Origin of the sequence: Fictibacillus phosphorivorans (assembly GCF_007673525.1) — a bacterium.
GTDB lineage: Bacteria > Bacillota > Bacilli > Bacillales > Fictibacillaceae > Fictibacillus > Fictibacillus phosphorivorans_C.
This window is the reverse complement of sequence record NZ_VDZU01000001.1, coordinates 2,028,607-2,050,848: the sequence shown is the minus strand read 5'-3', so window position 1 is coordinate 2,050,848 and position 22,242 is coordinate 2,028,607. Positions and strand designations below refer to the sequence as shown.

Here is a 22,242-nt window from a genome sequence, read left to right as displayed (position 1 = left end):
CTTCGTTTCTGTTACTCAAGAATTCAACTGAATCTCTTTTAACTTTTGACGCTGCTCATCTGGCCACCATGCTCCGCAATCATCAGAGACTACACATACCGAACATTTTTCAAGATCATATACTTTCATACCACTTATTGGTGGTGAATAAAGGTGAAGTGTGACGAGATCGGTATTTTCTTCAGCCATCATCTTATGGATGCCTTTTTTGGGTGCGAAAAAAATTTTATCTTTAGCATGAGTCGTTCTAAATAATTCAGAAGGTAGCCCATTTTCACCGATCTCATAAACAGTATTTTCGGAAGAACCATTAAGCACTTTGATCCAACCATGAGAAGAACCGTGATCATGTGGGGCACACTCTAATTGAGACCAATTCATTACCAATAATTCTACGTTTTCGTTCTGATATAAAAGTTTTCTATAATACGGTTTACTCTCTGAGGTTTTCAGTTCTTTTTTGACATCCTCGAGGTCTATATTTAAAGAAATGAGTGCTATCTTGAGTTCTTCTTTCGAAGGATCTCTCAATGAATCCAGTATGTTCATTGACTTTATAATCATTTTCAACTTGTTACCTCCTTTTATTGATTATTTAAATTGAAAGAGAGCATAGAACCACTTTTATTGTATGAACATGTACTTGTCACTTATGTGAAAGTAAAATGATCCGCGGGAATAAAAAGTCGCCTAGCAAGAGCTAGGCGATTAAAAGGATTACAAGTATTAAAACAACGGATTTTGACGCACATCTATCCAAAGGTCAGATTGTTCAAGTTCTCCAGCCATTTGCAGTAACAAACTCTCCTGACCTCTAGCTGCCATGAACTGCACGCCGATCGGTAGTCCCTCTTCTGTAAGATGAAGGGGAACACTCATAGCCGGTTGTCCAGTTAGATTCGCCAACTGAGTGAAAGGAGTTCGAGCCAGATTTTTTCGAGCAATCTGATCAACGAGTCCCGCCTTTTTCAATAAGCCTCCTAACCCGATTTGACCGACAGTACGTATAAGAAATCGTTCTGAAGTGGTTGGCTGAAGCTCTCCAATCTTAGCCGGAGGAGAGGCAGTGGTTGGCGTAATATAAAGATCGTAAGTTTCATGAAAGGTCTCCATCTGTAATGCTGCTTTGTCCCATTCTCTTATACTGAGTACAAATTCTTCTGCTGAAGTTGCTTTTCCGAGCAACCCAAGCAGCCAAGTAGAAGGTTCTACATCCTTGTAGGTTGCTTTCCGACCTAGAATACTTTCCAGTGACGTTATAGTGGCAGCAGTTTCTCCAAAATACATCATGAGATAACTCTTCACTAACTTTTGTCCGTCAACAGGTGCATCAACTTCTTCCACGTCGTGTCCCATTGACTGTAATAATTTTGCAGACTTTATAACAGCATCTCTACATTCAGGATGAACTTCAGTACCTATCGGAGATGAGACAGAATAAGCAATTCTTAACGTTCGATTTAGTGGGGTGCTAGCTGAGTTAAGGAAACTTCCTTCAAATCTCGGCGTATGAAAGGCACCTGCTTTTTCATGGCCCTGCAATTGATCGAGCATCGCTGCACTATCTCTAACGGTTCGTGTTATGACGTGTTCAGCTGATGCTCCTTGCCATGAGCGGCCTAGATTAGGTCCGACTGGGGTTCTGCCTCTTGTTGGTTTTAATCCAAACAAGCCACAATAGGAGGCAGGAATCCGGATAGAACCTCCACCGTCATTCGCTCCAGCAAAAGGTACCATACCAGAAGCGACTGCAGCAGCTGAGCCCCCACTTGACCCTCCTGGCGTATGGTTTAAATTCCACGGATTGCGTGTTGGTCCATATTGGACAGGTTCTGTATAAGCGACTAATGCAAACTCCGGTACGTTTGTTTGTCCGAGAAATAAAACACCTGCTTTTCTTAACTTCCGCACATATTCAGAATCCGTTTTTGCTCGGTAAGAAAGAAAAGCTTTAGATCCTGCAGTAATTGGCTCACCTTCCACCTCTTGAGAAATATTCTTCAATAGAGTTGGTACACCAGCAAAGAGTCCACTTTGTTCATTTGCGGTCATCACTCGCGCCTTTTCATACATCATGTTAATAACAGCATTGATTTTCGGATTTAAAGTATCAATTCTTTTAATGGACTCTTCAACTAATTCAATGGGCTGAACTTCTTTTTTTCTAACCAACTCAGCAAGTCCTAACCCATCATAGTCTTTGTACTTGAATCCTTTCATCTATTTCACTCCTAAAACTTTGATGAGAATGCTATACAATCATTGTTTAATAGAATTTATGCACCTCATGGAAATGAAGTCATGTCATGATTTTCGTTCATTACCCCTTTTGAAATTGCCGGTTATTTTAGCCATAATTAACTGTTCTGCCATTTCACTTTCAGCTGTTCGTATTCGATTTAAAAACTTTTCAGCTTCTTTTCCTTTAAGAATTTTTACTTGTCTACCGTAATAATCTAAAAATACGTTATGATCTTTTGTTTCTCGGTAACTAAAAGGTTTTTCTTCCAACCGGTTTCTTTTATCAATATGTTCCATATTCTCGTCTCCTGCTTACGTTCTACTATTTACATTTCTTTCTTTGTGTAATACATGTATTTTTCCACATACACGTTCATTTGTCCTTCTAAATAGGAATACGTTTATCATTAGTGTAAAACCAGATCACAAAAAAGACATTTCTTAAAGATTATAGAAATGTCTTTTTTCATATATTCTATTTAATTCGATTCAATACCAGGGGTCGTATCAATCTTTAACCTTTCTACAATTCTTCTTTTTTGATAAAGCATTGTTCCTGTTTCTGCAAGATCATTGATCATGGAACGATTCGCGAAAGCTCCAAAGATAATCCCTGCAATGGGTACCATCTGAAAAAGCTTTTTCCAGCCAAATGACTCTGTAAATGTTAATGTGACTTCGCGCCAACCTTGAATTTGAGAAATAACTTCTCTTGATTTCATCTCGTCCTCACTAATTGCCGCAAGATCATTAAGAATCGCTTCTTTACCTACATAATCAGACGTAGAGAACTGAAGGCATTTAAGGATATAGACTCGTTCTTCTTTATCGTTTGGATCATAACCGTGTATGATCGCGATTTCTTGTAAGGTCTTTAAAGAGATTGCTAAGATAGCAGGTATATCAATGGCTAATGTGAAGATACCTCCAATTCCAGTACTGGCTCCTTGAAGGGTTGCTGCACTTTTTCGTTTGTTTGCTAACTCCAAAGAAACGTTCTTCATTTCTTCTAAAGGTATTGTTTTAAAGTCTGCTAACTCTACTATCGTTCTACCTGTTTGTTTTTCGAAGAACTGAAATACAGATTTCTCTTTAGATAGATATTGACCACCGTTTTGTATGTAACCACCAATTTCATCGAGAAGTGTCCCAATTTTATTTTGAATAAACTTAGGTGTCACTTTATCTAGCAGCTTGAACGGCAGCCGAGTGATTCGCTCCCAGAACCACAAGCCTTTTTGATCTTTCTCCCATTTCTCGATCTGTTGAAGTTCTTTTAATAAATACTCTTTTGATTCCATAGTCCTTCATCCCATCTATATTTTCATACCTATTGTACGCTTTGTGCTGATTTTAGTTTCAACACATGAAAAACCGTCTAGAATTAAATTCTAGACGGTACTTCTATCCAAAATATTATTGTAAAGTTTTTAAGGATTCGCGAATAAAAGCTGGAATGTCATCTGGTTGACGACTTGTTACTAGATTGCCTCCACACACTACTACTTCTTCATCCTTTACTGTTGCTCCGGCATTCTTCAAATCAACATGAATGGACTTATACCCTGTAATGTGTCTGCCATTTAGAACCTCTGCAGAAATCAAGAGCTGCGGTCCATGACAGATTGCAAATACAGGCTTTCCTTCGTCAGCAAAATGCTTCGTAAACTGAACGAATTGATCATCACCTCTTAAGATATCAGGCGAGAATCCACCAGGAATGAAAAGCGCGTCATAATCTTCAGGTGACACTTCCGAAATTGAAGCATTGGTTGTTACTTGTGCTTCTTTTTGTTTACCTTCAAGTGTTGCACCTTTTTCTGAGCCGATAACGGTTACCTCATGGCCAGCTTCACGAAACGCTTTTGCTGGTTCCGTATATTCTACATCTTCAAACATGTTTGCGAGTACTGTTGCAATTTTAGCCATTCTTTAACCACTCCTCAATTTTGTGTGTACATTTGTTGTATTACCATTGAGGAAGTATATTAAACCCCTTTTTAAATTCTTGCTTTAAAACAAGGACACGATATATAGATGAATCATTAATACAGCGGCTATTAAACCAAGTAACGAGGCTATGTTTGTTTCCGTTTTTGAACCTGTTTTTGTGTAGAATGGAAAACGAAAACGAATGGGCAGCGGATACAGAAGCTGAATACCTCTCGATGTTGCAGCATCCAAAACGAGATGTGAAAGTACTCCGACTACCAAGCCGATGCTTAAAGTTTCTTCAAATCGCCAGTCTATCCATTGCGGCAATAAAAATAATAATAATATCATAATCCAACTATGAGTTATCGTACGATGACCAAATGTCTTAGAAATCGTTTTTGAAAGAAAAACCGTTTTCTTACCTAAATATGATCCTGGATGGCAAAGGTCAGGAAGCAAACTGCCTAGAACAGCCGCACCGAAAAAAGTCAGCTCATGCTGCAGAGTCTCCGGAGGCACATCGGTAAATGCTTTATAAGCAGCCCCTGCTACAACGCCTCCAAGTAAATGTGTGTTGCTCTTCATGTTATGAATCTCTCATTTCTCTGGTTGTGTACTTTTCCAATTAATCTTTCCTTCTCTTTACAAACAAATAATAGCTCTAATCGTTTTTCTTTTATTTCTTCATTGAAAAAGGTGATTGGAGTGAAAGGTGCGAGATTCCTGGGGGATCAGCGGGACAGGTGAGACACCTAATGACACAAAGTGTCGAGGTGGCTCACCGCACGCCCCCCGGAAAGCGAGCATCCTGGAACGGAAATCAACCACTTTCAAACTTCCAAGTTGTCAAACAAAAAAAGAAGAAAAGAGCAGCAAGAGCTACTCTTTTGATTGTTCAGTTGAAACCAATGATTTAATTCGAGTAATAGGACCAGTTTCACCTGTATCCACAACGAACGATCCATTGTTATATCGATCAGCTGGCTTATAGTTCGCTGGTGAAATCTTCTCAACTTTACCTGAACTTGTTTCTAAAACAAACTGTGTATCATCTGCAGTTATTAACTTCATTCCCACAATACGATGAGGATTTGATTTTAATTCTCTTACCATCACAAGTCCACGTTTCGCACGTGATGTTTTTTCAAATTCAGAGATCTTCATCTTTTTAAGCGCACCACGCTGTGTGGCAATAACAACTTGTGCTTTTTCTGGATCTTCTGGCAGCGCAAATCCGCTAACCACATGGTCACCAGCTTTCAAGTTAATTCCTTTAACTCCAGACGCTCTTTGTCCAACGATGGAGATTTCTTCCTCTGCAAACCATAGTCCCAATCCAAAATGAGTCGTAATGAAAACATCTTGCTCTCCGTTTGTTAATGAAACGTCTACGACTTCATCATCTGCTTTTAACTTAACAGCCATTAATGGACGGTTATATCGTGTTGCTTTATAAGATTTGAGTTCTGTTTTCTTAGCCATACCTTGCTTAGTAAAGAAGATAAGGTATTGATTTTCTGCAAACTCTTTTATTGGGTATGCTTTGATCAGTCTTTCATCTTTATCAAGTCCAACAAGACTTGCTAAGTGCTGCCCCATGTCTTTCCAACGAATCTCAGGCATCTCGTATACAGGTAGGTAAACGTAGTTTCCTTTGTTCGTGAACATGAGAAGCGTTTCTGTTGTGTTAAGCTGAGACGCCATGAGAAGAGAATCTGTATCCTTCATGCCTGGCGGTTCTCCGTTTGAAGCACTGTATGAACGAACGCTAGAGCGTTTTACATATCCATCTTCTGTAACAGTTACCATAACATCTTCGGACGGAATCATGACTTCCATGTCGATCTTGATCTCTTCAATTTCCGCTTCAATAATTGTACGGCGTGGATCAGCGTATTTCTTCTGAACCTCAGTCATCTCTTTTTTGATAACGTTAAACAGCTTCTTCTCACTGTCTAGTAAGGAACGAAGATACGTAATTTTTTTCGCTAATTCCTCAGCTTCCGATTGTAGCGTCGTAATATCTGTATTCGTTAAACGGTAAAGCTGCAACGTAACAATTGCTTCAGCTTGAGGTTCTGTAAACTGGAACTTTTCGATGATGTTGTCTTTTGCATTTCGTTTGTCTTTAGAAGCACGGATCGTTTCAATCACTTCGTCTAAGATGGAAATAGCTTTGATCAAACCTTCAACGATGTGTGAACGCTCTTCTGCTTTTCTTAGATCATATCGTGTTCTTCGAGTAACAACTTCTTTTTGATGCTGGATGTAAGAATGAAGAATTGCCTTCAAACCCATCAGCTTCGGTGTCTTGTTATGAATCGCTACCATGTTGTAGTTATAGGAGACTTGAAGATCGGTATTTTTAAAAAAATAGTTTAGAATTCCTTCTGCATTACCGTCCTTACGAAGCTCGATCACGATTCGTAGACCCGTGCGATCCGTCTCATCGCGGATCTCAGCGATACCATCTACTTTTTTATCTAAACGCAACTCATCCATGCGCTTAACGAGGTTCGCTTTGTTCACTTCAAAAGGAACTTCAGTAATGACGATCTGCTGACGACCGCCTTTTAAGCTCTCGATCTCTGTTTTTGCACGAATGATAAAGCGGCCTTTTCCAGTTTCAAACGCCTTCTTAATGCCATCAAGACCTTGAACGATTCCGCCTGTTGGGAAATCTGGCCCTTTGATCACGGTCATTAACTCTTCAAGAGAAACGTCGGGGTTATCAATCTGCATCGTAACCGCATCGATTACTTCACCTAGGTGATGTGGCGGAATATCTGTCGCATAACCTGCCGAGATCCCTGTTGATCCATTGACTAACAGGTTTGGGTAACGGCTTGGTAATACGACCGGCTCTTCGGTTGTATCATCAAAGTTTGGTGCGAATTCTACTGTTTCTTTATCAATGTCACGGAGCAGTTCAGAAGCGATTGCAGATAGTCTAGCTTCTGTATATCGCATCGCAGCCGCAGGGTCTCCATCAATACTACCGTTGTTACCGTGCATCTGAATCAGAACATTTCTTACTTTCCAGTCCTGACTCATACGAACCATTGCTTCATAAACGGAAGAATCACCATGTGGGTGATAGTTACCGATTACGTTACCGACCGTTTTTGCTGATTTTCTGTAAGGTTTTTCGTTCGTGTTTCCTTCTGCGAACATCGCATATAAAATACGGCGCTGAACGGGCTTCAGGCCGTCTCTTGCATCAGGTAATGCACGCTCCTGAATGATGTATTTACTGTATCTTCCGAAGCGGTCGCCGATTACGTCTTCTAACGGCAGCTCTCTAAATTTCTCAAGCAGTGACAATCTTTAAACCTCCTCAGAATGCTGACAAGTTCTCGTTATCTAGTATATTAGTTTCTTCGTTTATGCCAAACGCAACGTGTTCTTCGATCCACTTTCGTCGTGGTTCTACTTTATCTCCCATTAGGACAGATACACGTTTTTCAGCACGGGCAGCGTCATCAATTCTTACTCGGATCAAGGTACGTGTATCAGGATCCATCGTAGTTTCCCATAATTGGTCAGCATTCATCTCACCTAGACCTTTATAGCGCTGGATGATATAGCCTTTTCCGATCTTTTTCTGTGCTTCTTTAAGCTCGTCTTCATCCCAAGCATATTCGATGACTTCTTTCTTACCAGTCCCTTTACTTACTTTATAAAGTGGAGGAAGTGCGATGAACACTTTTCCTTCTTCAATAAGCGGTTTCATATAGCGATAGAAGAAAGTTAGTAATAGCACTTGGATATGCGCACCATCTGTATCTGCATCAGTCATGATTACGATCTTATCGTAGTTCACATCTTTTAATGTAAAATCAGAGCCCACTCCAGCTCCAATCGCATGAATGATCGTATTAATTTCTTCGTTCTTGAAGATGTCAGCAAGCTTAGCTTTTTCTGTGTTGATTACTTTTCCTCTTAGCGGAAGAATCGCCTGAAATTTACGGTCTCTTCCTTGCTTAGCCGATCCGCCTGCAGAATCACCTTCAACAAGATAAAGTTCATTTCGTTCAGGATTCTTTGATGTAGCTGGAGTTAATTTACCGCTTAACATCGAATCCTTACGTTTGTTCTTTTTACCGTTTCGAGCATCTTCACGTGCTTTTCGTGCTGCTTCACGTGCTTGTGCGGCTTTAATACTTTTACGGATGAGCATTTCACTAATTGCAGGATTTTCCTCTAGGAAATACGCCAGTTTAACCGCTACTACAGCATCTACAGCAGAACGTGCTTCACTTGTGCCTAGCTTACTCTTCGTTTGCCCTTCAAATTGCAGAAATTCTTCTGGAATTCGAACGGAAACAACAGCTGTTAAACCTTCACGTATATCAGATCCGTCTAAGTTTTTATCTTTCTCTTTTAACATGTTCGTTTTTCGAGCGTATTCGTTAATACTTCTAGTGATCGCCGTTTTCGCACCCGATTCATGCGTTCCGCCGTCCTTAGTTCGAACGTTGTTTACGAACGATAATACGTTTTCTGCATAACCATCGTTATACTGAAACGCAAAATCTACTTCGATCTCATTTTGTATCCCCTCAAAACTCACAACCGTGTGAAGAGAGTCTTTATCTTCATTCAAGTATTTTACGAATGCTTCAAGACCTGTATCAAACTGAAACTCTTCTTTTTCACCGTTACGTCCATCTTCAAGTACGATTTTGATCCCTTTTAACAGGAATGCTGCTTCACGTAATCGTTCGCTTAATGTTTCATAGTTATAGTTGATCGTAGAAAACATGGTCGGGTCTGGTTTGAAATGGACGGTCGTTCCAGACTTACGTGTATTTCCGATCACTTCAAGAGTTGTTACAGGTTTACCGCCATTCTCAAAACGCTGACGATAGGTCTTGCCGTCACGGTGGATCGTTACTTCCAACCATTCAGATAAGGCGTTTACTACTGAAGCACCTACACCATGCAGGCCTCCAGATGTTTTGTATCCACCTTGACCAAACTTTCCGCCAGCGTGAAGAACTGTAAAAATAATTTCAGGAGTTGGTTTTCCAAGTTTGTGCATACCTGTAGGCATTCCGCGGCCATCATCAGATACCGACACACTATTGTCTTTGTGAATTTTCACATGTATGTAATCACCGAATCCGCCTAAAGCTTCATCAACAGCGTTATCTACAATTTCATATACGAGGTGATGCAAGCCTCTAGCATCCGTGCTTCCAATATACATACCTGGACGCTTTCGAACGGCTTCTAAACCTTCGAGCACCTGTATGGCATCATCGTTATACTCCATTAATGACTTATTACTAGCCAAGTTGTGTTGCTCCTTTCGCGTTGCTGCAGTACTACTATAATATCAGAACGTTTGTTTCTATACTACTGTTGTCTGTATATTCTCCTCTTATTTCTCGGTATATCGACTGAAAACCTTTAGTGTCGAAAAGAATATTTTCTGATAAAAAAGTGACATGACTAGATAGCATGGGAAAACCACCCGTATGATTGCGGGTGGTTCATTACTACCGTATCATAGCATGTTCCACTTTAATGCACTTATCCATAATATAAGGAATCGTCGCACTTTGCAAAATCTCTTCTGCTTCTGCACTGTAAAGTCCTAGCTGTGCCCAAAAGAAACCAGCTTTAATTTTCGCTGCAGAACGAGCAACTTCCGGTAAATACTCACTGCGTCTAAATACATTGACAATATCAACATGGCCATCAATTTCTTCGAGCGTTGCAAATGCTTTTTGCCCTAAAACCTCTTTGACATTAGGATTTACGGGAATAATCTCGTAACCGGCACTCTGCATATATTCTGAAACCATATATGATGTACGAAAAGGTTGATCAGATAGACCGACTACAGCAATGCGTTTTCTTAATTTTAACAAGTTCTGGATATCTTGTGTCGTTGCAGCTCCCATCAATATTTCCTCCTAGTGTCTTTTTATATAGTTTTAGACAAAATCTGTACAAATGAAACATTTTCATAAAGAAAACTTGGGTCATGCCAAACTTTTCAGGACAGCGTTAGTTGAACTTATACGTTGATCATAAATTTTTTGTAATAATAAATGTCATCCTGAAAACAGGTTATACTTTCAGATTATGTAAAAAACCGGCATTCTCGATAAATACATTCGAGTCCGCCGGTAGGGTGTAATTAGTTCTCTAAGCGGTAAATATCACTGTATTTCTTTTCGAAATAAGCGATCAGATGATCTGGATTAAGTCCCTCACCTGTTACGTCTTTTAAGATTTCGATTGGTTTCTTCATCTTTCCATATTGGTGAACGTTCTTCGTTAACCATTCTTTGATCGGCAAGAGGTTGCCAGACTCCATAAGTGCATCAAATTCAGGAATATCCTTAAGCATTGCTTGTTTAAGCTGCGCTGCATAAATATACCCAAGAGCATAGGATGGGAAGTAACCAAAGCTTCCGCCTGACCAATGCACATCCTGAAGGACACCTTCTGCATCGTTCTTCGGCGTTACACCAATATACTCTTGCATTTTCTCATTCCAGATACGTGGAAGGTCTTTTACTTCGATCTCATCGTTAAACAAACCTTTTTCAATTTCATAACGAACAATAACATGAAGTGGGTATGTCATCTCATCAGCTTCGATACGAATGAGTGAAGGCTCAACCACGTTAATAGAACGATAGAATTCTTCTAGCTCTACACCGTTAAACTGTGAACCTGAAACAGTCTTAAGCATGTTGTACTGATTCTTCCAGAAACCAAAGTGACGACCTACAAAGTTCTCCCAGAACAGAGATTGAGACTCGTGAATGCCCATCGATGTACCTGTAGCAAGTGGTGTCCCAACTAACTCATTGGATATATTTTGCTCATAAAGTGCATGACCGCCTTCATGGATGGTTCCGAAAACAGCCGTTCGGAAGTCATTTTCCATATATTTTGTCGTTACACGAACGTCTCCAGGATTCAATCCGATCGCAAACGGATGAACCGTTTCATCCAAACGACCAGAGTCAAAATCATAACCCATGTCTTTTAATACATGCAAACTGAATTCCTTTTGTTTTTCTTTCGGAAAATGTTCAAATAAAAACTTTGTATCAGGTTGCCCTGCTTCTGTTACTTTCTGAAGCAATGGTACGATTCGATCACGAAGTTTTGAGAACGTTTCATCTAAAATTTCAACCGTAACCCCTGGCTCATACATATCTAAGAGTGTATTGTACTTATTCCCTTCATATCCCCAATAGCCAATGAATTTCTTATTGAAATCAACAAGCTTTTCTAAATACGGTTGGAATAAGGAGAAATCATTCGCGTTTTTCGCTTCTTCCCATACTGATTCAGCTTTGGATTGAAGAATAACGTACTCTTTAAATTCTGCAGGAGGAATCTTAGCGTTACGCTCGTAATCTTTCTTTACTTCTTGGAGCGTCTTTTTCGTAACATCAGACAAAGAGTCCTGTACATCTAACTTAGAAAGTTCTTCGATATAATTCTTCATTTCTTCAGAAGTAGACATTGCAAATACATCAGATGATAATGTTCCGATTACTTCTGAACGTTGTTCGACACCCTTTTTAGGTGCGCCTGTGCGAAGGTCCCAATACATGAGTCCGATCGCTTCATTGATGTGAACCATTTTTTTTACATAATCTAAGAATTCTTTTTCAACAGTAACTTTTGTTTGTGTCATTACTATTCCATCCCTTCACGGTTTCATTGTTTCATTAAAAACATACCGTTATAAGAATTCGTGACGCAATAAAAAAGTCCTGCTGGTCGATTTTATTTTTTCTAAAATTCTTCCTTGAATAGTTCTGCATACGCAGCAAAGGACGAATCAATATTGTTTACGTGACCAATCGATTGATGAAGAAGACTTTGAATTTCGGCTTTATGATGATCTTCCAGGTGTGGTTGTAGGTTCTGTAATGCCTTTTGAATGCTATCTAAATGGTTAAATTGAGAGTACATAGAAATAACCTGCCTTTAATTTAATGGATAGGCATAGTATGTACGCGTTTATAAGGTCTTTAAACTTTGTTTCAGTAATTGGTGGTGGTGAGGGTTTTATAAAGATTGAATCAATGTAGCAGCGAGTATGTGTAGTTTGGTTCATAATCCTTATTTCTTGTGTTTTTTGTATTAAAAAATCTTAAATATATACGGTACGTGAAATTTTTTTAATTTTATTGCTATTAGTCTTATGATTCTCATTAAAAAAAGCTGACTCAATCAAAAAAGTCAGCCTTCCTTATCGTTTTGGGCGATTGAATCCTAAAGTTTACTGCTTGAATCCAAAAATGAGTTTTGCGTCTCAATCCACAAATTATGGGCTTTTATCCGCGAGTCTACAATCTTCGACATTCTCTCGCGACTACCTACACCAATTTTTCAAAACGCACTAATCAGCTCTGGTGCTGTCTAGGCGGACGTTTTCCAAAGTATTGATAATAGTCCGTCTTCAAATCTCCGTTAGGAAAAAGGATAAAATACTCAGTGGTATCAACGTTTTTTATATTATGTAGAGTTAGTTTCCACATTACTTTTCTATTGAATTCCTTCTATTATAATATGGTAGATTAACTTAGTAAAGTGGATTTCCTACCATAAAATACTAGAACAGAAAACTGCCCTTTCGGACAGCTTACTCATCTTCTCCAAACACGCTTATGTTATCAGTCTCAAATGTATGTACTTTCGGCATTATCACACTACCGTTATTTGAGACTACAGTTAACAAGAGTTGTTGAATTGCTTGTTCATCGATAAGGGAGAGAGCCTTTTCTAAAGCTCTCTTCTCATCTTCACCAGACACCATCAAAGATAAAGTTGTATTTAAATCAACGAACACTTCAAAGTTTTGCTCCACTTTTACTTCCTTATTAACTGTTATCATAATAATTCCCCCAAAGTTCAAATTAGTTTTTATTAGCTAACTCCTCAAACATACTTACAAGTGTTCCTACTGTTAACCAGCCAGCATCTGAAAGCCACATTATTGATCCATCTTCATCTTTTGTAAGTTTTCTACCAAGTGCTTTCTCTAAAGAAGTTTTCATGTCATGATAAGAAAATGTTTCATCAACGTACTTTCTCCACTTAGCAGGTCTATTCATTTTAAACTACACCTCTTTCTGACTTTTGAATTGTGTGTAATCCAACTATTATTAAGAATCTTTGGTGCTTGGTTAATTTAATCCAATCTCCAACTCGAATTAATATCGTTTATTCTTTATTTCTAAATATTTCTTTAACTTTCTAAAGATAGAATAAACCATATAAATTTTATTGTCAACTATATTTATAAAAATATATTCACCTTTCTAAAGATATGATATAATTAAATAAAGACATTTAGATTGAGGGAGAAAAAAAGATGATTACATTTGCGCCACTTGCAGCTACATTACATAGAAAACAAATTAGCAAAACTGAACTTCAAAAGGGCATTAAAACTTCTTCAGCTACAATCGCTAAGATTAGTAAAGATGAGTATGTATCTATGAAAATACTTGATGACATTTGTAATTACTTAGGTTGCGAAATTACTGAAGTAATATCCCATGTAAAAGAAAAAGACTCTCATTGAGGGTCTTTTTTAATCTCTATTTGTTTTTCTTTAATCAGTTCTTCAATATCTACATTCTTAAAACATTCTTCTACATACTCACCATAAGTTTTTTCGTTCGTATAACTGAATGTAAAGTTAAAGCCGCCTTTTGATACTTTATCTTCATTATTGTTATTTGTCATTATAATCCTTCCAAGTTATATATCGGGAAAGTTCAATTTATATAAACAATAAAAACCACCAAGAAGATTGATTCTTAGTGGTTTAATCTTGCCTATATATTTATTTACGTTTTTCTGAGTTGTCAAAGATTTCTTCGATAAGATCGTCTTTGTTATTAACTTTACACCTTTTCACTTCTTTTTATTTAGTGGTTCAATAATGAGCTTATGTTTTAGAATTTCTTCACCCTCTGGAAACAATTGAAATTCATTGTAACTATATTCAAAAGGTTCTTCTTCCCATTCAATTTTTGTAACTTGAAATAAAGAGTATGTTGTTTTACCTATTGTTAAAAATCCATTAACGTGAATTTTACCATCATTTAAGTCTTCCCATAGCTTCTGAGAATAATCGGATGATAATTCAACTTTTTCTTTATTAGAAAAGTGCATTCTTGCTACTCTGCTGACTTTATTGTCTTTAAGATCATCTGTTTTCATAATAAACCTCCTCGTTTTCTTGATATATATGAGGTAGGTTTATTCAAATATGTTAAAGTACTGGATACACACTTAAAAATATTTACATAATTTGTTTTATTTGGTACAAAGATGTTGGATGAATCTTACTTAAAAATGTAAATTAGAAGGGACAAATGAATATGTGGCAGAAAGTGTTACTTAAAGGTGTGTGGATTGTTGCCTTTGTGGGTGCGTATTTTATCGTAACCAGTACTATTGATTACTTTAAGAAGAATGCAGAACCCGCAGATACAGAACCTAAGATAAGTATTGAAGAACTAGAGGATCGAATAATTGATCTAGAAGCAGAACTTGAGGAAACTAAATCAGAATATGACTTTTTATCATCAGAGAATGATGAGTTGAGGGAATCAATAGAAGAACATACAAGTTTCTTAGAAGAAGTTGATACAAGAGTGAGTGATATTGAATGGGCGATATTTGAGTAAGGTGAGATATATTAAGAGTATCTTAATATGTTAACATAAGAACGAATGTTCCTGAAATTTGAAAGGTTGGTTATCTTATGGAGTATGACATTATGTTCGCGGTTAAAAATAATGGAGTAAGAAAAGTAACATTAATGCAATTTTCTAAAGCTAGGATGGTTACAATAGAAATTCCTACTGAATTAGAATCTGAAGAAATTGATAAAGAACTTAAAGATGTAATTTTAAAAAACATGGAAAAGATTAATTCAGGTTATTATGATTATACTGGCACTCATTGATTTATTGAAAGGTGATTATATATGCTAACAGAAGAAGAACGAAATTGGGCAAGTCAGATTTTGAGCGATAATGACCCTTTTGAAATCTCTCCATCATATTTTCATAAGAAAAAAACTGAATTCGAAAGAAACAAAAATAAAGAAATTGTGAGAAAAGAATTAGATGGGTTAAGAAAAAAAATGATAACTGTAACTCCTGAAGAGTTAATTGAATTAAAAAATAAAACCGCTAGGGAAAGTAAAGGAATAGCAAATTTAAAAGGGATTTATATTATTTATAATAGCTCGAAAAACATTTACTATATTGGACAAGCAGAAAGGGTTTTTGAGAGGGCATTCAACCATTTTGTTTTTGAAAAAGGGAATCCAATAATATTCGAGGATTATAAAAAGAAAGATAGATTTAATATTAGTTTTATTCCTTTGGAAGATACTTCATTTAAAACTTTAAATGATTTAGAAGATAATGCTATAAGAGCTTACAACTCGTTAATTCCAAATGGCTATAACAGAAATCCAGGGAATATATTGGATAAACCAATATTTAAAAATGACTCAGACAAAGAAGTTGCTGAATTACTTTTAAATAGAATAAAAGACACAGATGTCTTTAGAGGGCTTACCAATAAAAGAAAGAGACTAAATTTCATACTCGACTTATTAGCGAATCTTGAATTACCTCGCAATATTGGTTTTGCTTTTAACTTTGTCGAATTAATAAAAGAGTACCAAAAAACTAATAAGCAAATGAATCAAAAATAAATGTAATATACAGAATAAAAGCCTACTTTAATCGAATGGAGTAGGCTTTTATATATTACAAATTCTCAATACTTACCTTGTATCCACGTTCTTTAAAGTCTTTAGCCAAAGATTCAGCGTTAACATCATTTGTTTCAATAATCAATTTAACTTGTTTCTTAACAACTGCTTTCTTAATTGGTTGAGCTGCGGTTTTAATTCTGTTGTGGAACTTCGTAAACGAACCATCACGTTTCAATATTACACGTGGACAAAATTTACCTGAATAAGATTGGTGAGGCTTAACTTTCATTACATCAATTTTAATTAACTCCATTAAGTGAACTGTCAAAGCAATTGCGTTCTCTTCTGCTTGAGCATAGTCTTTTTGATCAACGTGTTCACAAATCTCGATACCAAGTGCATTCTTGTTACCTGACTTTGCTCCTGAGCCATCTCCTGTATGCCATGCAGGTTCATCAAGTGGAATATGCTGATAGATAAAGTCTTCATCTACTGAGAAATGCCATGAAGCATAACCAGTTTTAGCAACAGGTAATTTAGAATGGTTATGAATGTATGTATTATGTGCTTTTGCATTTGCTCCACGACCACTGTTTCCAGTGTTATGAATAGCGATTTCAGTCGGATTCATGACTCCGCCTGGGCGAATTTCAGGATTACCTTTATCAACAATGTCTACGATGACTTGAGCTTTTCCTAATTGTTTTACTGTTAATGTTTTAATCATTATTTATCACCATAACCTTTGCCTAGACTTGGATTCGTAATAATTCCTCCTGCAATTAAGACCGATAGAATTGCATTTACATACTGATTGTATTTCTCAGGCGTAAGCAGCCCCACGTCATTCACAAACAGTCCAATTAACGCAAAAAAAGCTATCCATAAAGGACGGCTTTTGAGTTTATTTTTCATTTATACCACTCCAGTCTTAGATAATACTGTTCCTAAAACAGCTAATACTACAGCTCCAATTATCAACTTAATAATCCATTTAGTATCGCTTCTAATATCAATAACGTTATCAGTTAAAACTTTCACTGAACTTTCAGTAAGTGCTACACGAGTTTCAATAGCAGCTTGACGTTCTTCAATTTTCACCATACGATCTTCTAATTTTTCTAATGGTTCCAATTCTTTTACCTTCTTTCTACAAATAAAAAAGCCCGAATTAAATTAGGACTTTCAAAATTCTTATTGAGTCTTTTTCATTTCTTTTAAAGCGACTATCTTTAAAGCTTCTAGTTCTTCTTTAGAGAGTTTTGATTTTAAATCTTGGTATATTTCTTCTTTCTCAAAAGTAGTTAAACCTTCCCTTACCTTATCACGCATTTCTACCATTTCATTTACAGAGTATTTCTTAGAAACAACTTTCATTGCTTCTTCCTTGGTTGTAAATGGCAGGTTTTCAGGAGGTTCTTCGTTAGCTTCGATATAATTCTTAATCTGAGGGTCACTAAGTAACTTATTTACCTCTTCTTCATTTCCAACTAATGTATTAGAAACTTGATTCATTACTTTATCTGACGCATAATCCATTGCATAGTTATAACCTACAAAACCTAATCCCACTAAAATTAAGAGAAACCCTAATATCCATTTGAACATAATATCACCATCTTTTAAAAGTTACTTAATGTGTAACATAAAACAACTACATTTAAAAGTATAACGAAATTATTTCCTAACTTCTGCTGAAGTTTGTTTTAATTCTTGTTTGATACGATCTATTAGAGTAGGACGGGATTGACCAAAAGTTGCTTCTAATTGATAGCCAGAAGGTTCTAACACTTCTTTAACCTCAGTAATCCTAGAATTTAAAGTTACTCCCCATTTTCTATTTTGAATGGTTACTATGTCACCTAGGTTCCAATCTTCCTCATAAACAAAGGGACCATTGGTTAATATTTGAGCTTCAAAAGTAGATTCATTAGAGAACTCTAATAAGTCTTGTTCAGCTCTTTCAGTGAGTTGAGCAATAATTTCAGATTCAGGAATTGGAACTTCATTTTCACCAACTTCATTTACATCTCTTGCATCAATGAAGGTTTCAATTCTATCCAGACCACTTCCAGATCCAACTTCAATTACTCTGCGGTCTACCCCTTCTCCTTGTCCTGCTGAGTAGGCAACATTTTTATAATTCAAATCAGAGTCCACATACTCAGCAGATTGAATATTGTCAAAGTCTACACTAAATATTACAGGTGGATTCATAGATTGATTAGTTGTTAAGTCCTTCCCTTCGATTACATCAAAATCAAACTTCTTTGTCTGTGTGTTAATTTTTATGTCCCATCCAAGACCTGAAGATATTGATAAAATTTCTAACTCTTCAGCAATGTTCTTAAATCTGCTCTGTAAAGATAACTGAGTACCACGATTTAAGTTTGGAGACAATCTAATTAAACCAATCTTTCTAGAAGGGTCAACTGGATTAATGAAATGATTATCAATGTAATGTTTCATTACAGTTTCAGCATTTCCGCTTTTACGATCATGTGATGTATTAATTGAAGGAACACTTATTCTTTGACTTGCAATATGCTGCAATGAATAACCTTTAATAAACCATTGTTCTTGCCCATCTTCATTCAGTTCGATTTGACGGTGCTTTATTATACCTGCTCTATGTTTAGATCCACCAAGCAAAATGATATTGTTTTTGATAAGTTTTTCAGTGTGTTTCTTATTGATATTAATACGAAACTCAAACTCGCCAATTTTATGAAACCTACTTATAAAAATAAGTGATTCATAGTCATCTATTTCAGCTAACAAATCTAATTGGCTGTTTAAAATCCTAATTGGTTTCAAGTAATCCTTCCTTCCAATAAAAAAGAGAACGAATTATCGCCCTCTTCTTGGTATGATTAATTGCTGTTACTTATTAGAATATTCAATTCTTGACCACAGAATTTTCCAGTGTACTAGTCCATTGTTTTCATGATAATTGGGAATTTCTATTTCTACTATTCCGTTCTCATTCAACCGCAATATAGGTATTAAACCTCCTGATAAGCTATTCCATGTTGCTTTTTCAGAAGTAGCTTCAAATATTAAAACCTGATCTGGTATAAGCTGCTCAATTCCAGGGATATTGGAGTTAAGATGAATTTTATTTTTATCGTCTGGTATGGACGAACCTGAAGCATTAAATACAGGTGGATTATTTTTTATTAAATTAATTAGACGTTTATCAATTTCCTTATTGACTTTGTCGTTAACAATATTTCTAATTAGGAAATAAGCAGCTCCGCTCAGCACAAAAATTAAAACAGTTAAAAAAACCCCTAACATCGTCCACATTTGAGATGTCATGTGTCTAGAATATTCATCTACCATACTCACCATGTCTTGCAAACTTTCATACTTACTTTCCAACTCAGTTACTCTAACATCTAACATTATTAACCTCCCCTTTAAAATTATAACTCAAAAATTAGAGAGGAGGTATTTGTTAATCTAGTTCAAGCATAAATTTCCCATAAAAATTCTACATTTTTGGTTTTATATCCTGCCGGCTACTCATTAATTTATCTTAATACACACTAATATTTAAAAATACTTATGTATTACGCATAATGATCCAAAACCGCATTATGAAGGCATAAAAAATACGCCCTCATTGGCGTTATTGTGCTAATTCTCCAAGCTCAAGAGCTTCAAGTTCAGATTTTACTTGCGGTTGTAGTGTTACTGGTACTTGGCTATATGTTTTATACCCTCGTACGATTAAAGTCACGTATACAGTTACCATATCCTTGTCCACCCCCTTTCAGAGAAGGTAAACGATCATTCTAATTTTGTGTAGCAGATTCATTGTCTAATAACTCCTGAACCTCTGCTTTGTGGATCTCTGGAACTTGCTCAATTGTCTTTGCTCCAGCTTTAATGAGTTTATAGTATATATTTACGATTACCATTAGGCGGTTCCTCCTAGAATCAATTCATACAACTCAGTTATTGCTAACATATTTGAAACATTATCCTCTTTTGATATAGCGAGTTCAGATTCTAATTGCTGTATTTTATCCTCTGGTGTGAGTGGCCTTTCAATATATTCATAATATAGAGCACTACCGTTGTACTTTAGCTCTGGAATCATCTTTGGGTTTGAGGTATCTGGGGTTGGAATCGAATCAACAAAGATTCCTTCACTTTCTAATTCTGTTTTTGTTTTACCTAATCCGTATTTTTCGTCAAATGGCATATGATGTATTAACTGAATATGATTCAATTCGTCTAATTTTATGAAAATCATTTCTAACCCTCCAATGTAAAGTATGGTGAAATTTTTTGTGGGAAATAGTAATACTGATTGCTAGTTTCGCCCTCATAGTTAACTAAACCATCATTGGCTATGCTTGTAATAGCAGTACCGCATCTTATACTTGGAATCTTATTGAAATTAAACCATCCAGTTGTAACAAGATTTGCTATGTCGTCTAATGTCCCATCACTTTTAACTCTAAAAGTAACTGTATAATAAACGCCATTTGCATCTCCCATTTCCACAGCCAATCCACCGGTTTTACTGTGAAAATACGCTTGCCCCATGCCAACCGACACTGATGCATATGTTGACAGCCTAACCCTTGATACTAATACAAATGTGTCGGCGTTCCACGTGTAAAAAAAATGTCCTCCAGAAGATCCGTATTCAAAACCAATTGCTTTTATAGTATTTGTTGGAGCATGGTAGAAAAGGCCGTTATTAAGAGAGATTGCTGACGAAATTGTACCAACTTGTATCCCTTCTAAATTGTGTAAATAAGATGTACTTCCATTTTTAACGATAAATTTATCCCAACCAAAAACTTTTTGAATAACATCTCCACTGTTTAATTGCTTAATCGTTGTTTTTATATCGTTGATTAAGTCTATTTTCTCTATTTTATTGGCATAGTCATGGTAATAAACAACATAATCGTTTACTAATTTTAATACGATATCAATTCCAGTTCCGGTGAGAGTTGCAATTAATGCTGCATCAGTATCTCTTTGTATTTGTACTTCCTCAATTCCACTACTATAAGTATTATAAGTTGCGTAATACCTTGCCCTTGCTGCTCGATAGACTCTAGTTTGCCAAAAACGTTTTGAAGGGATGTTACCACTATAATCTGTTGAGGGGCTTAAAACCTTTATTTGTTCTAGTGTTTTAGAATTGACAAACCGCAAATTTGAACTTGAATAAGAACTATTCGTTATTAATAAAATATCCTCAGCATTGTCATAACTCCCACTCAACCCGGTTGAACTTTGTATATAGATTTGGAAATTCGCCTTTGTTTTCGGTAAACTCGCCGGTTTTAAGTAGCCAGCAAAAATCTCACTACCCTTTCTATATTTACCTTCACCAAAAATACCTCCATGCTCACGTATATCGATCATATTTACACCTCACTTATCAAAACACCATCAGCATCATAAGACAGTGTAAGGACTCTTGTTTTTTCCACTGTTGTTCCGTTTAAACCGTAATATGTGATGGTTCGTGTAGTGTAACTGGGAGAGGTGCCACCACTCAAGACTGATTTTACCGCTAAAGTATCATCCTGCCGTTTGTGTTCGATTGTTGTAAAAATGCCGTTAGAATCTTTATTAGTCTTATAGACTTTAAAATCTGTCTGTTCAACTTTCTTCCTTGCGCCATCCGGTGTTTCTTTGGCGTTCCAGTCTGCCCGTTCCTGTGCGGTGATATGTGACACACAATCCGCCTTATGTGCAGCAAGCTCGCTTGCAGAAGCGAACCCATCTGATTGTATATCTGCCATAAAAGCATCCCATTCAGCTTGAAATTGACTGGTAGGAATACTAATCAATGAATAGACTAAACCACAAAGATTTTCATCCAATCTCTCATCAATTAAATCAGCAGGATTTAAAGTTGAAGTATTTGCTCTTACCCTAATTTGCGCAAGTGATAATTCATAAATGAACTCATCACGTTGTAATGTTGGAGCAACTGGAGTTGCAGATGCTGTTCCCTGCAAAACAAACAATTTAATAAAGCGACTCTGATTCCGTTTATCCAATCGCAATACAATACGGTCAATACGGTCTAAATTCGCTTCTGGTAATGCATGTGTGAGATACAAATTACTTGTATTCTCATATCCATATCCATCTATAATGGCTTTCCCTACTTCAACGTACGTCCTCAAATCTGTTCCTTCACATTTAACTTCTAATGCAGGAACATTGTCAGTATGTAACAGTCCTGAGCTTAAAACGTTGCCGAAATAATCAGCAAAATCACTAGCTTGATATGTTCTTAAATCTCCAGGTGCAGAGTTAAAAAACTTTGATATTTCAGCCATTTTTTCATC

At 36.6% G+C, this 22,242-nt stretch carries 30 protein-coding genes; 4 read left to right on the top strand and 26 right to left on the bottom strand.

The features are described 5' to 3' along the window. Positions 1-15: 15 nt before the first annotated feature. The 13 genes from FS458_RS10265 to FS458_RS10200 all read right to left on the bottom strand — a co-directional run bounded on the left by FS458_RS10265 (position 16) and on the right by FS458_RS10200 (position 13,274). Entirely contained in the window at positions 16-564 is a 549-nt protein-coding gene (locus FS458_RS10265; RefSeq protein WP_144703477.1) for a cysteine dioxygenase, read from the bottom strand. 162 nt (positions 565-726) lie between these two features. Further along, a complete protein-coding gene (locus FS458_RS10260) occupies positions 727-2,220 on the bottom strand; it encodes an amidase (RefSeq protein ID WP_144700263.1) in 1,494 nt (497 codons plus the stop codon). Between the two features lie 84 nt (positions 2,221-2,304). After that, entirely contained in the window at positions 2,305-2,538 is a 234-nt protein-coding gene (locus tag FS458_RS10255) for a hypothetical protein (protein WP_144700261.1), read from the bottom strand. A 182-nt stretch (positions 2,539-2,720) separates the two neighbouring features. After that, positions 2,721-3,542: an EcsC family protein gene (locus tag FS458_RS10250; protein WP_144700259.1), complete on the bottom strand. Its 822-nt coding sequence runs from the start codon at positions 3,540-3,542 to the stop codon at positions 2,721-2,723. 115 nt (positions 3,543-3,657) lie between these two features. Next, the gene (locus FS458_RS10245) at positions 3,658-4,170 is read right to left on the bottom strand and encodes a type 1 glutamine amidotransferase domain-containing protein (protein WP_144700257.1); all 513 of its coding nucleotides are present in this window, start codon (positions 4,168-4,170) and stop codon (positions 3,658-3,660) included. An 84-nt stretch (positions 4,171-4,254) separates the two neighbouring features. Continuing rightward, positions 4,255-4,761: a metal-dependent hydrolase gene (locus FS458_RS10240; RefSeq protein WP_144700255.1), complete on the bottom strand. Its 507-nt coding sequence runs from the start codon at positions 4,759-4,761 to the stop codon at positions 4,255-4,257. Positions 4,762-5,055: 294 nt separating this feature from the next. Then, entirely contained in the window at positions 5,056-7,500 is a 2,445-nt protein-coding gene (parC, locus tag FS458_RS10230; protein WP_144700251.1) for a DNA topoisomerase IV subunit A, read from the bottom strand. A gap of 13 nt (positions 7,501-7,513) precedes the next feature. Continuing rightward, positions 7,514-9,454, bottom strand: coding sequence for a DNA topoisomerase IV subunit B (parE, locus tag FS458_RS10225; protein WP_144703474.1), 1,941 nt, complete (start codon positions 9,452-9,454; stop codon positions 7,514-7,516). Positions 9,455-9,680: 226 nt separating this feature from the next. Beyond that, positions 9,681-10,088 carry a CoA-binding protein gene (locus FS458_RS10220; protein ID WP_144700249.1) on the bottom strand — a complete coding sequence of 136 codons (408 nt, stop codon included), beginning with the start codon at positions 10,086-10,088 and terminating at the stop codon, positions 9,681-9,683. 239 nt (positions 10,089-10,327) lie between these two features. Next, positions 10,328-11,848, bottom strand: coding sequence for a carboxypeptidase M32 (locus FS458_RS10215; protein ID WP_144700247.1), 1,521 nt, complete (start codon positions 11,846-11,848; stop codon positions 10,328-10,330). A gap of 101 nt (positions 11,849-11,949) precedes the next feature. Further along, positions 11,950-12,129 carry a hypothetical protein gene (locus FS458_RS10210; protein ID WP_144700245.1) on the bottom strand — a complete coding sequence of 60 codons (180 nt, stop codon included), beginning with the start codon at positions 12,127-12,129 and terminating at the stop codon, positions 11,950-11,952. A gap of 673 nt (positions 12,130-12,802) precedes the next feature. Continuing rightward, positions 12,803-13,054 carry a hypothetical protein gene (locus FS458_RS10205; RefSeq protein WP_144700243.1) on the bottom strand — a complete coding sequence of 84 codons (252 nt, stop codon included), beginning with the start codon at positions 13,052-13,054 and terminating at the stop codon, positions 12,803-12,805. A gap of 22 nt (positions 13,055-13,076) precedes the next feature. Further along, entirely contained in the window at positions 13,077-13,274 is a 198-nt protein-coding gene (locus FS458_RS10200; protein ID WP_144700241.1) for a hypothetical protein, read from the bottom strand. Positions 13,275-13,534: 260 nt separating this feature from the next. Between FS458_RS10200 and FS458_RS10195 the strand changes: the two genes are divergently transcribed. Next, positions 13,535-13,747 carry a helix-turn-helix domain-containing protein gene (locus tag FS458_RS10195; protein ID WP_144700239.1) on the top strand — a complete coding sequence of 71 codons (213 nt, stop codon included), beginning with the start codon at positions 13,535-13,537 and terminating at the stop codon, positions 13,745-13,747. On the opposite strand, the gene FS458_RS20710 is transcribed toward FS458_RS10195, so the two are convergent. Both FS458_RS20710 and FS458_RS10190 read right to left on the bottom strand, forming a co-directional pair. Then, positions 13,741-13,911 carry a hypothetical protein gene (locus FS458_RS20710; protein ID WP_186320515.1) on the bottom strand — a complete coding sequence of 57 codons (171 nt, stop codon included), beginning with the start codon at positions 13,909-13,911 and terminating at the stop codon, positions 13,741-13,743. The two genes, FS458_RS10195 and FS458_RS20710, sit on opposite strands and share 7 nt — an antisense overlap. A 171-nt stretch (positions 13,912-14,082) precedes the next feature. Then, complete coding sequence (locus FS458_RS10190) at positions 14,083-14,391, bottom strand: hypothetical protein (RefSeq protein ID WP_066394380.1); 309 nt, start codon at positions 14,389-14,391, stop codon at positions 14,083-14,085. Positions 14,392-14,546: 155 nt separating this feature from the next. Here FS458_RS10190 and FS458_RS10185 point away from each other — a divergent pair, with 155 nt between their 5' ends. From FS458_RS10185 to FS458_RS10175, 3 genes are all read left to right on the top strand, one after another. After that, a complete protein-coding gene (locus FS458_RS10185; RefSeq protein WP_144700237.1) occupies positions 14,547-14,861 on the top strand; it encodes a hypothetical protein in 315 nt (104 codons plus the stop codon). Between the two features lie 92 nt (positions 14,862-14,953). Beyond that, complete coding sequence (locus tag FS458_RS10180; protein ID WP_144700235.1) at positions 14,954-15,142, top strand: hypothetical protein; 189 nt, start codon at positions 14,954-14,956, stop codon at positions 15,140-15,142. Between the two features lie 21 nt (positions 15,143-15,163). Then, a complete protein-coding gene (locus FS458_RS10175) occupies positions 15,164-15,904 on the top strand; it encodes a GIY-YIG nuclease family protein (protein WP_144700233.1) in 741 nt (246 codons plus the stop codon). 55 nt (positions 15,905-15,959) lie between these two features. On the opposite strand, the gene FS458_RS10170 is transcribed toward FS458_RS10175, so the two are convergent. From FS458_RS10170 to FS458_RS10130, 11 genes are all read right to left on the bottom strand, one after another. Next, a complete protein-coding gene (locus FS458_RS10170; RefSeq protein ID WP_144700231.1) occupies positions 15,960-16,634 on the bottom strand; it encodes a peptidoglycan recognition protein family protein in 675 nt (224 codons plus the stop codon). Beyond that, the gene (locus tag FS458_RS10165; protein ID WP_144700229.1) at positions 16,634-16,822 is read right to left on the bottom strand and encodes a hypothetical protein; all 189 of its coding nucleotides are present in this window, start codon (positions 16,820-16,822) and stop codon (positions 16,634-16,636) included. The genes FS458_RS10170 and FS458_RS10165 overlap by 1 nt, the downstream gene beginning before the upstream one ends. Continuing rightward, positions 16,823-17,041: a hemolysin XhlA family protein gene (locus tag FS458_RS10160; RefSeq protein WP_144700227.1), complete on the bottom strand. Its 219-nt coding sequence runs from the start codon at positions 17,039-17,041 to the stop codon at positions 16,823-16,825. A gap of 60 nt (positions 17,042-17,101) precedes the next feature. After that, positions 17,102-17,515: a hypothetical protein gene (locus FS458_RS10155; protein WP_144700225.1), complete on the bottom strand. Its 414-nt coding sequence runs from the start codon at positions 17,513-17,515 to the stop codon at positions 17,102-17,104. A 69-nt stretch (positions 17,516-17,584) separates the two neighbouring features. Further along, the gene (locus FS458_RS10150; protein WP_144700223.1) at positions 17,585-18,724 is read right to left on the bottom strand and encodes a siphovirus ReqiPepy6 Gp37-like family protein; all 1,140 of its coding nucleotides are present in this window, start codon (positions 18,722-18,724) and stop codon (positions 17,585-17,587) included. Between the two features lie 66 nt (positions 18,725-18,790). Further along, positions 18,791-19,315, bottom strand: coding sequence for a hypothetical protein (locus tag FS458_RS10145; RefSeq protein ID WP_144700221.1), 525 nt, complete (start codon positions 19,313-19,315; stop codon positions 18,791-18,793). A gap of 226 nt (positions 19,316-19,541) precedes the next feature. Next, positions 19,542-19,667, bottom strand: a complete 126-nt coding sequence (locus tag FS458_RS20890) for a CD1375 family protein (RefSeq protein WP_255552098.1) — start codon at positions 19,665-19,667, stop codon at positions 19,542-19,544. A 40-nt stretch (positions 19,668-19,707) separates the two neighbouring features. Continuing rightward, positions 19,708-19,833: a CD1375 family protein gene (locus FS458_RS21030; protein WP_260858554.1), complete on the bottom strand. Its 126-nt coding sequence runs from the start codon at positions 19,831-19,833 to the stop codon at positions 19,708-19,710. Further along, on the bottom strand, positions 19,833-20,171 hold the full coding sequence (locus FS458_RS10140; RefSeq protein WP_144700219.1) for a hypothetical protein: 339 nt from the start codon (positions 20,169-20,171) through the stop codon (positions 19,833-19,835). Before FS458_RS10140 ends, FS458_RS21030 begins: the two co-directional genes overlap by 1 nt. Before the next feature lie 2 nt (positions 20,172-20,173). Beyond that, a complete protein-coding gene (locus FS458_RS10135) occupies positions 20,174-21,304 on the bottom strand; it encodes a hypothetical protein (RefSeq protein WP_144700217.1) in 1,131 nt (376 codons plus the stop codon). Positions 21,305-21,306: 2 nt separating this feature from the next. Further along, positions 21,307-22,233 carry a hypothetical protein gene (locus FS458_RS10130; RefSeq protein ID WP_144700214.1) on the bottom strand — a complete coding sequence of 309 codons (927 nt, stop codon included), beginning with the start codon at positions 22,231-22,233 and terminating at the stop codon, positions 21,307-21,309. Positions 22,234-22,242: the final 9 nt, after the last annotated feature.

Coding starts and splice junctions, on each gene's coding strand:
- FS458_RS10130 (WP_144700214.1), bottom strand. CDS start 22,233: ATGGCTGAAATATCAAAGTTTTTTAACTCTGCACCTGGAGATTTAAGA.
- FS458_RS10165 (WP_144700229.1), bottom strand. CDS start 16,822: ATGAAAAATAAACTCAAAAGCCGTCCTTTATGGATAGCTTTTTTTGCG.
- FS458_RS10220 (WP_144700249.1), bottom strand. CDS start 10,088: ATGGGAGCTGCAACGACACAAGATATCCAGAACTTGTTAAAATTAAGA.
- FS458_RS20890 (WP_255552098.1), bottom strand. CDS start 19,667: ATGGTAACTGTATACGTGACTTTAATCGTACGAGGGTATAAAACATAT.
- FS458_RS10260 (WP_144700263.1), bottom strand. CDS start 2,220: ATGAAAGGATTCAAGTACAAAGACTATGATGGGTTAGGACTTGCTGAG.
- parE (WP_144703474.1), bottom strand. CDS start 9,454: ATGGAGTATAACGATGATGCCATACAGGTGCTCGAAGGTTTAGAAGCC.
- FS458_RS10215 (WP_144700247.1), bottom strand. CDS start 11,848: ATGACACAAACAAAAGTTACTGTTGAAAAAGAATTCTTAGATTATGTA.
- FS458_RS10185 (WP_144700237.1), top strand. CDS start 14,547: ATGAATATGTGGCAGAAAGTGTTACTTAAAGGTGTGTGGATTGTTGCC.
- FS458_RS10170 (WP_144700231.1), bottom strand. CDS start 16,634: ATGATTAAAACATTAACAGTAAAACAATTAGGAAAAGCTCAAGTCATC.
- FS458_RS10205 (WP_144700243.1), bottom strand. CDS start 13,054: ATGATAACAGTTAATAAGGAAGTAAAAGTGGAGCAAAACTTTGAAGTG.
- FS458_RS10200 (WP_144700241.1), bottom strand. CDS start 13,274: ATGAATAGACCTGCTAAGTGGAGAAAGTACGTTGATGAAACATTTTCT.
- FS458_RS10190 (WP_066394380.1), bottom strand. CDS start 14,391: ATGAAAACAGATGATCTTAAAGACAATAAAGTCAGCAGAGTAGCAAGA.
- FS458_RS10195 (WP_144700239.1), top strand. CDS start 13,535: ATGATTACATTTGCGCCACTTGCAGCTACATTACATAGAAAACAAATT.
- FS458_RS10265 (WP_144703477.1), bottom strand. CDS start 564: ATGATTATAAAGTCAATGAACATACTGGATTCATTGAGAGATCCTTCG.
- FS458_RS10245 (WP_144700257.1), bottom strand. CDS start 4,170: ATGGCTAAAATTGCAACAGTACTCGCAAACATGTTTGAAGATGTAGAA.
- FS458_RS10210 (WP_144700245.1), bottom strand. CDS start 12,129: ATGTACTCTCAATTTAACCATTTAGATAGCATTCAAAAGGCATTACAG.
- FS458_RS10175 (WP_144700233.1), top strand. CDS start 15,164: ATGCTAACAGAAGAAGAACGAAATTGGGCAAGTCAGATTTTGAGCGAT.
- FS458_RS20710 (WP_186320515.1), bottom strand. CDS start 13,911: ATGACAAATAACAATAATGAAGATAAAGTATCAAAAGGCGGCTTTAAC.
- FS458_RS10140 (WP_144700219.1), bottom strand. CDS start 20,171: ATGATTTTCATAAAATTAGACGAATTGAATCATATTCAGTTAATACAT.
- FS458_RS10240 (WP_144700255.1), bottom strand. CDS start 4,761: ATGAAGAGCAACACACATTTACTTGGAGGCGTTGTAGCAGGGGCTGCT.
- FS458_RS21030 (WP_260858554.1), bottom strand. CDS start 19,833: ATGGTAATCGTAAATATATACTATAAACTCATTAAAGCTGGAGCAAAG.
- FS458_RS10250 (WP_144700259.1), bottom strand. CDS start 3,542: ATGGAATCAAAAGAGTATTTATTAAAAGAACTTCAACAGATCGAGAAA.
- FS458_RS10155 (WP_144700225.1), bottom strand. CDS start 17,515: ATGTTCAAATGGATATTAGGGTTTCTCTTAATTTTAGTGGGATTAGGT.
- FS458_RS10255 (WP_144700261.1), bottom strand. CDS start 2,538: ATGGAACATATTGATAAAAGAAACCGGTTGGAAGAAAAACCTTTTAGT.
- FS458_RS10145 (WP_144700221.1), bottom strand. CDS start 19,315: ATGTTAGATGTTAGAGTAACTGAGTTGGAAAGTAAGTATGAAAGTTTG.
- FS458_RS10180 (WP_144700235.1), top strand. CDS start 14,954: ATGTTCGCGGTTAAAAATAATGGAGTAAGAAAAGTAACATTAATGCAA.
- FS458_RS10135 (WP_144700217.1), bottom strand. CDS start 21,304: ATGATCGATATACGTGAGCATGGAGGTATTTTTGGTGAAGGTAAATAT.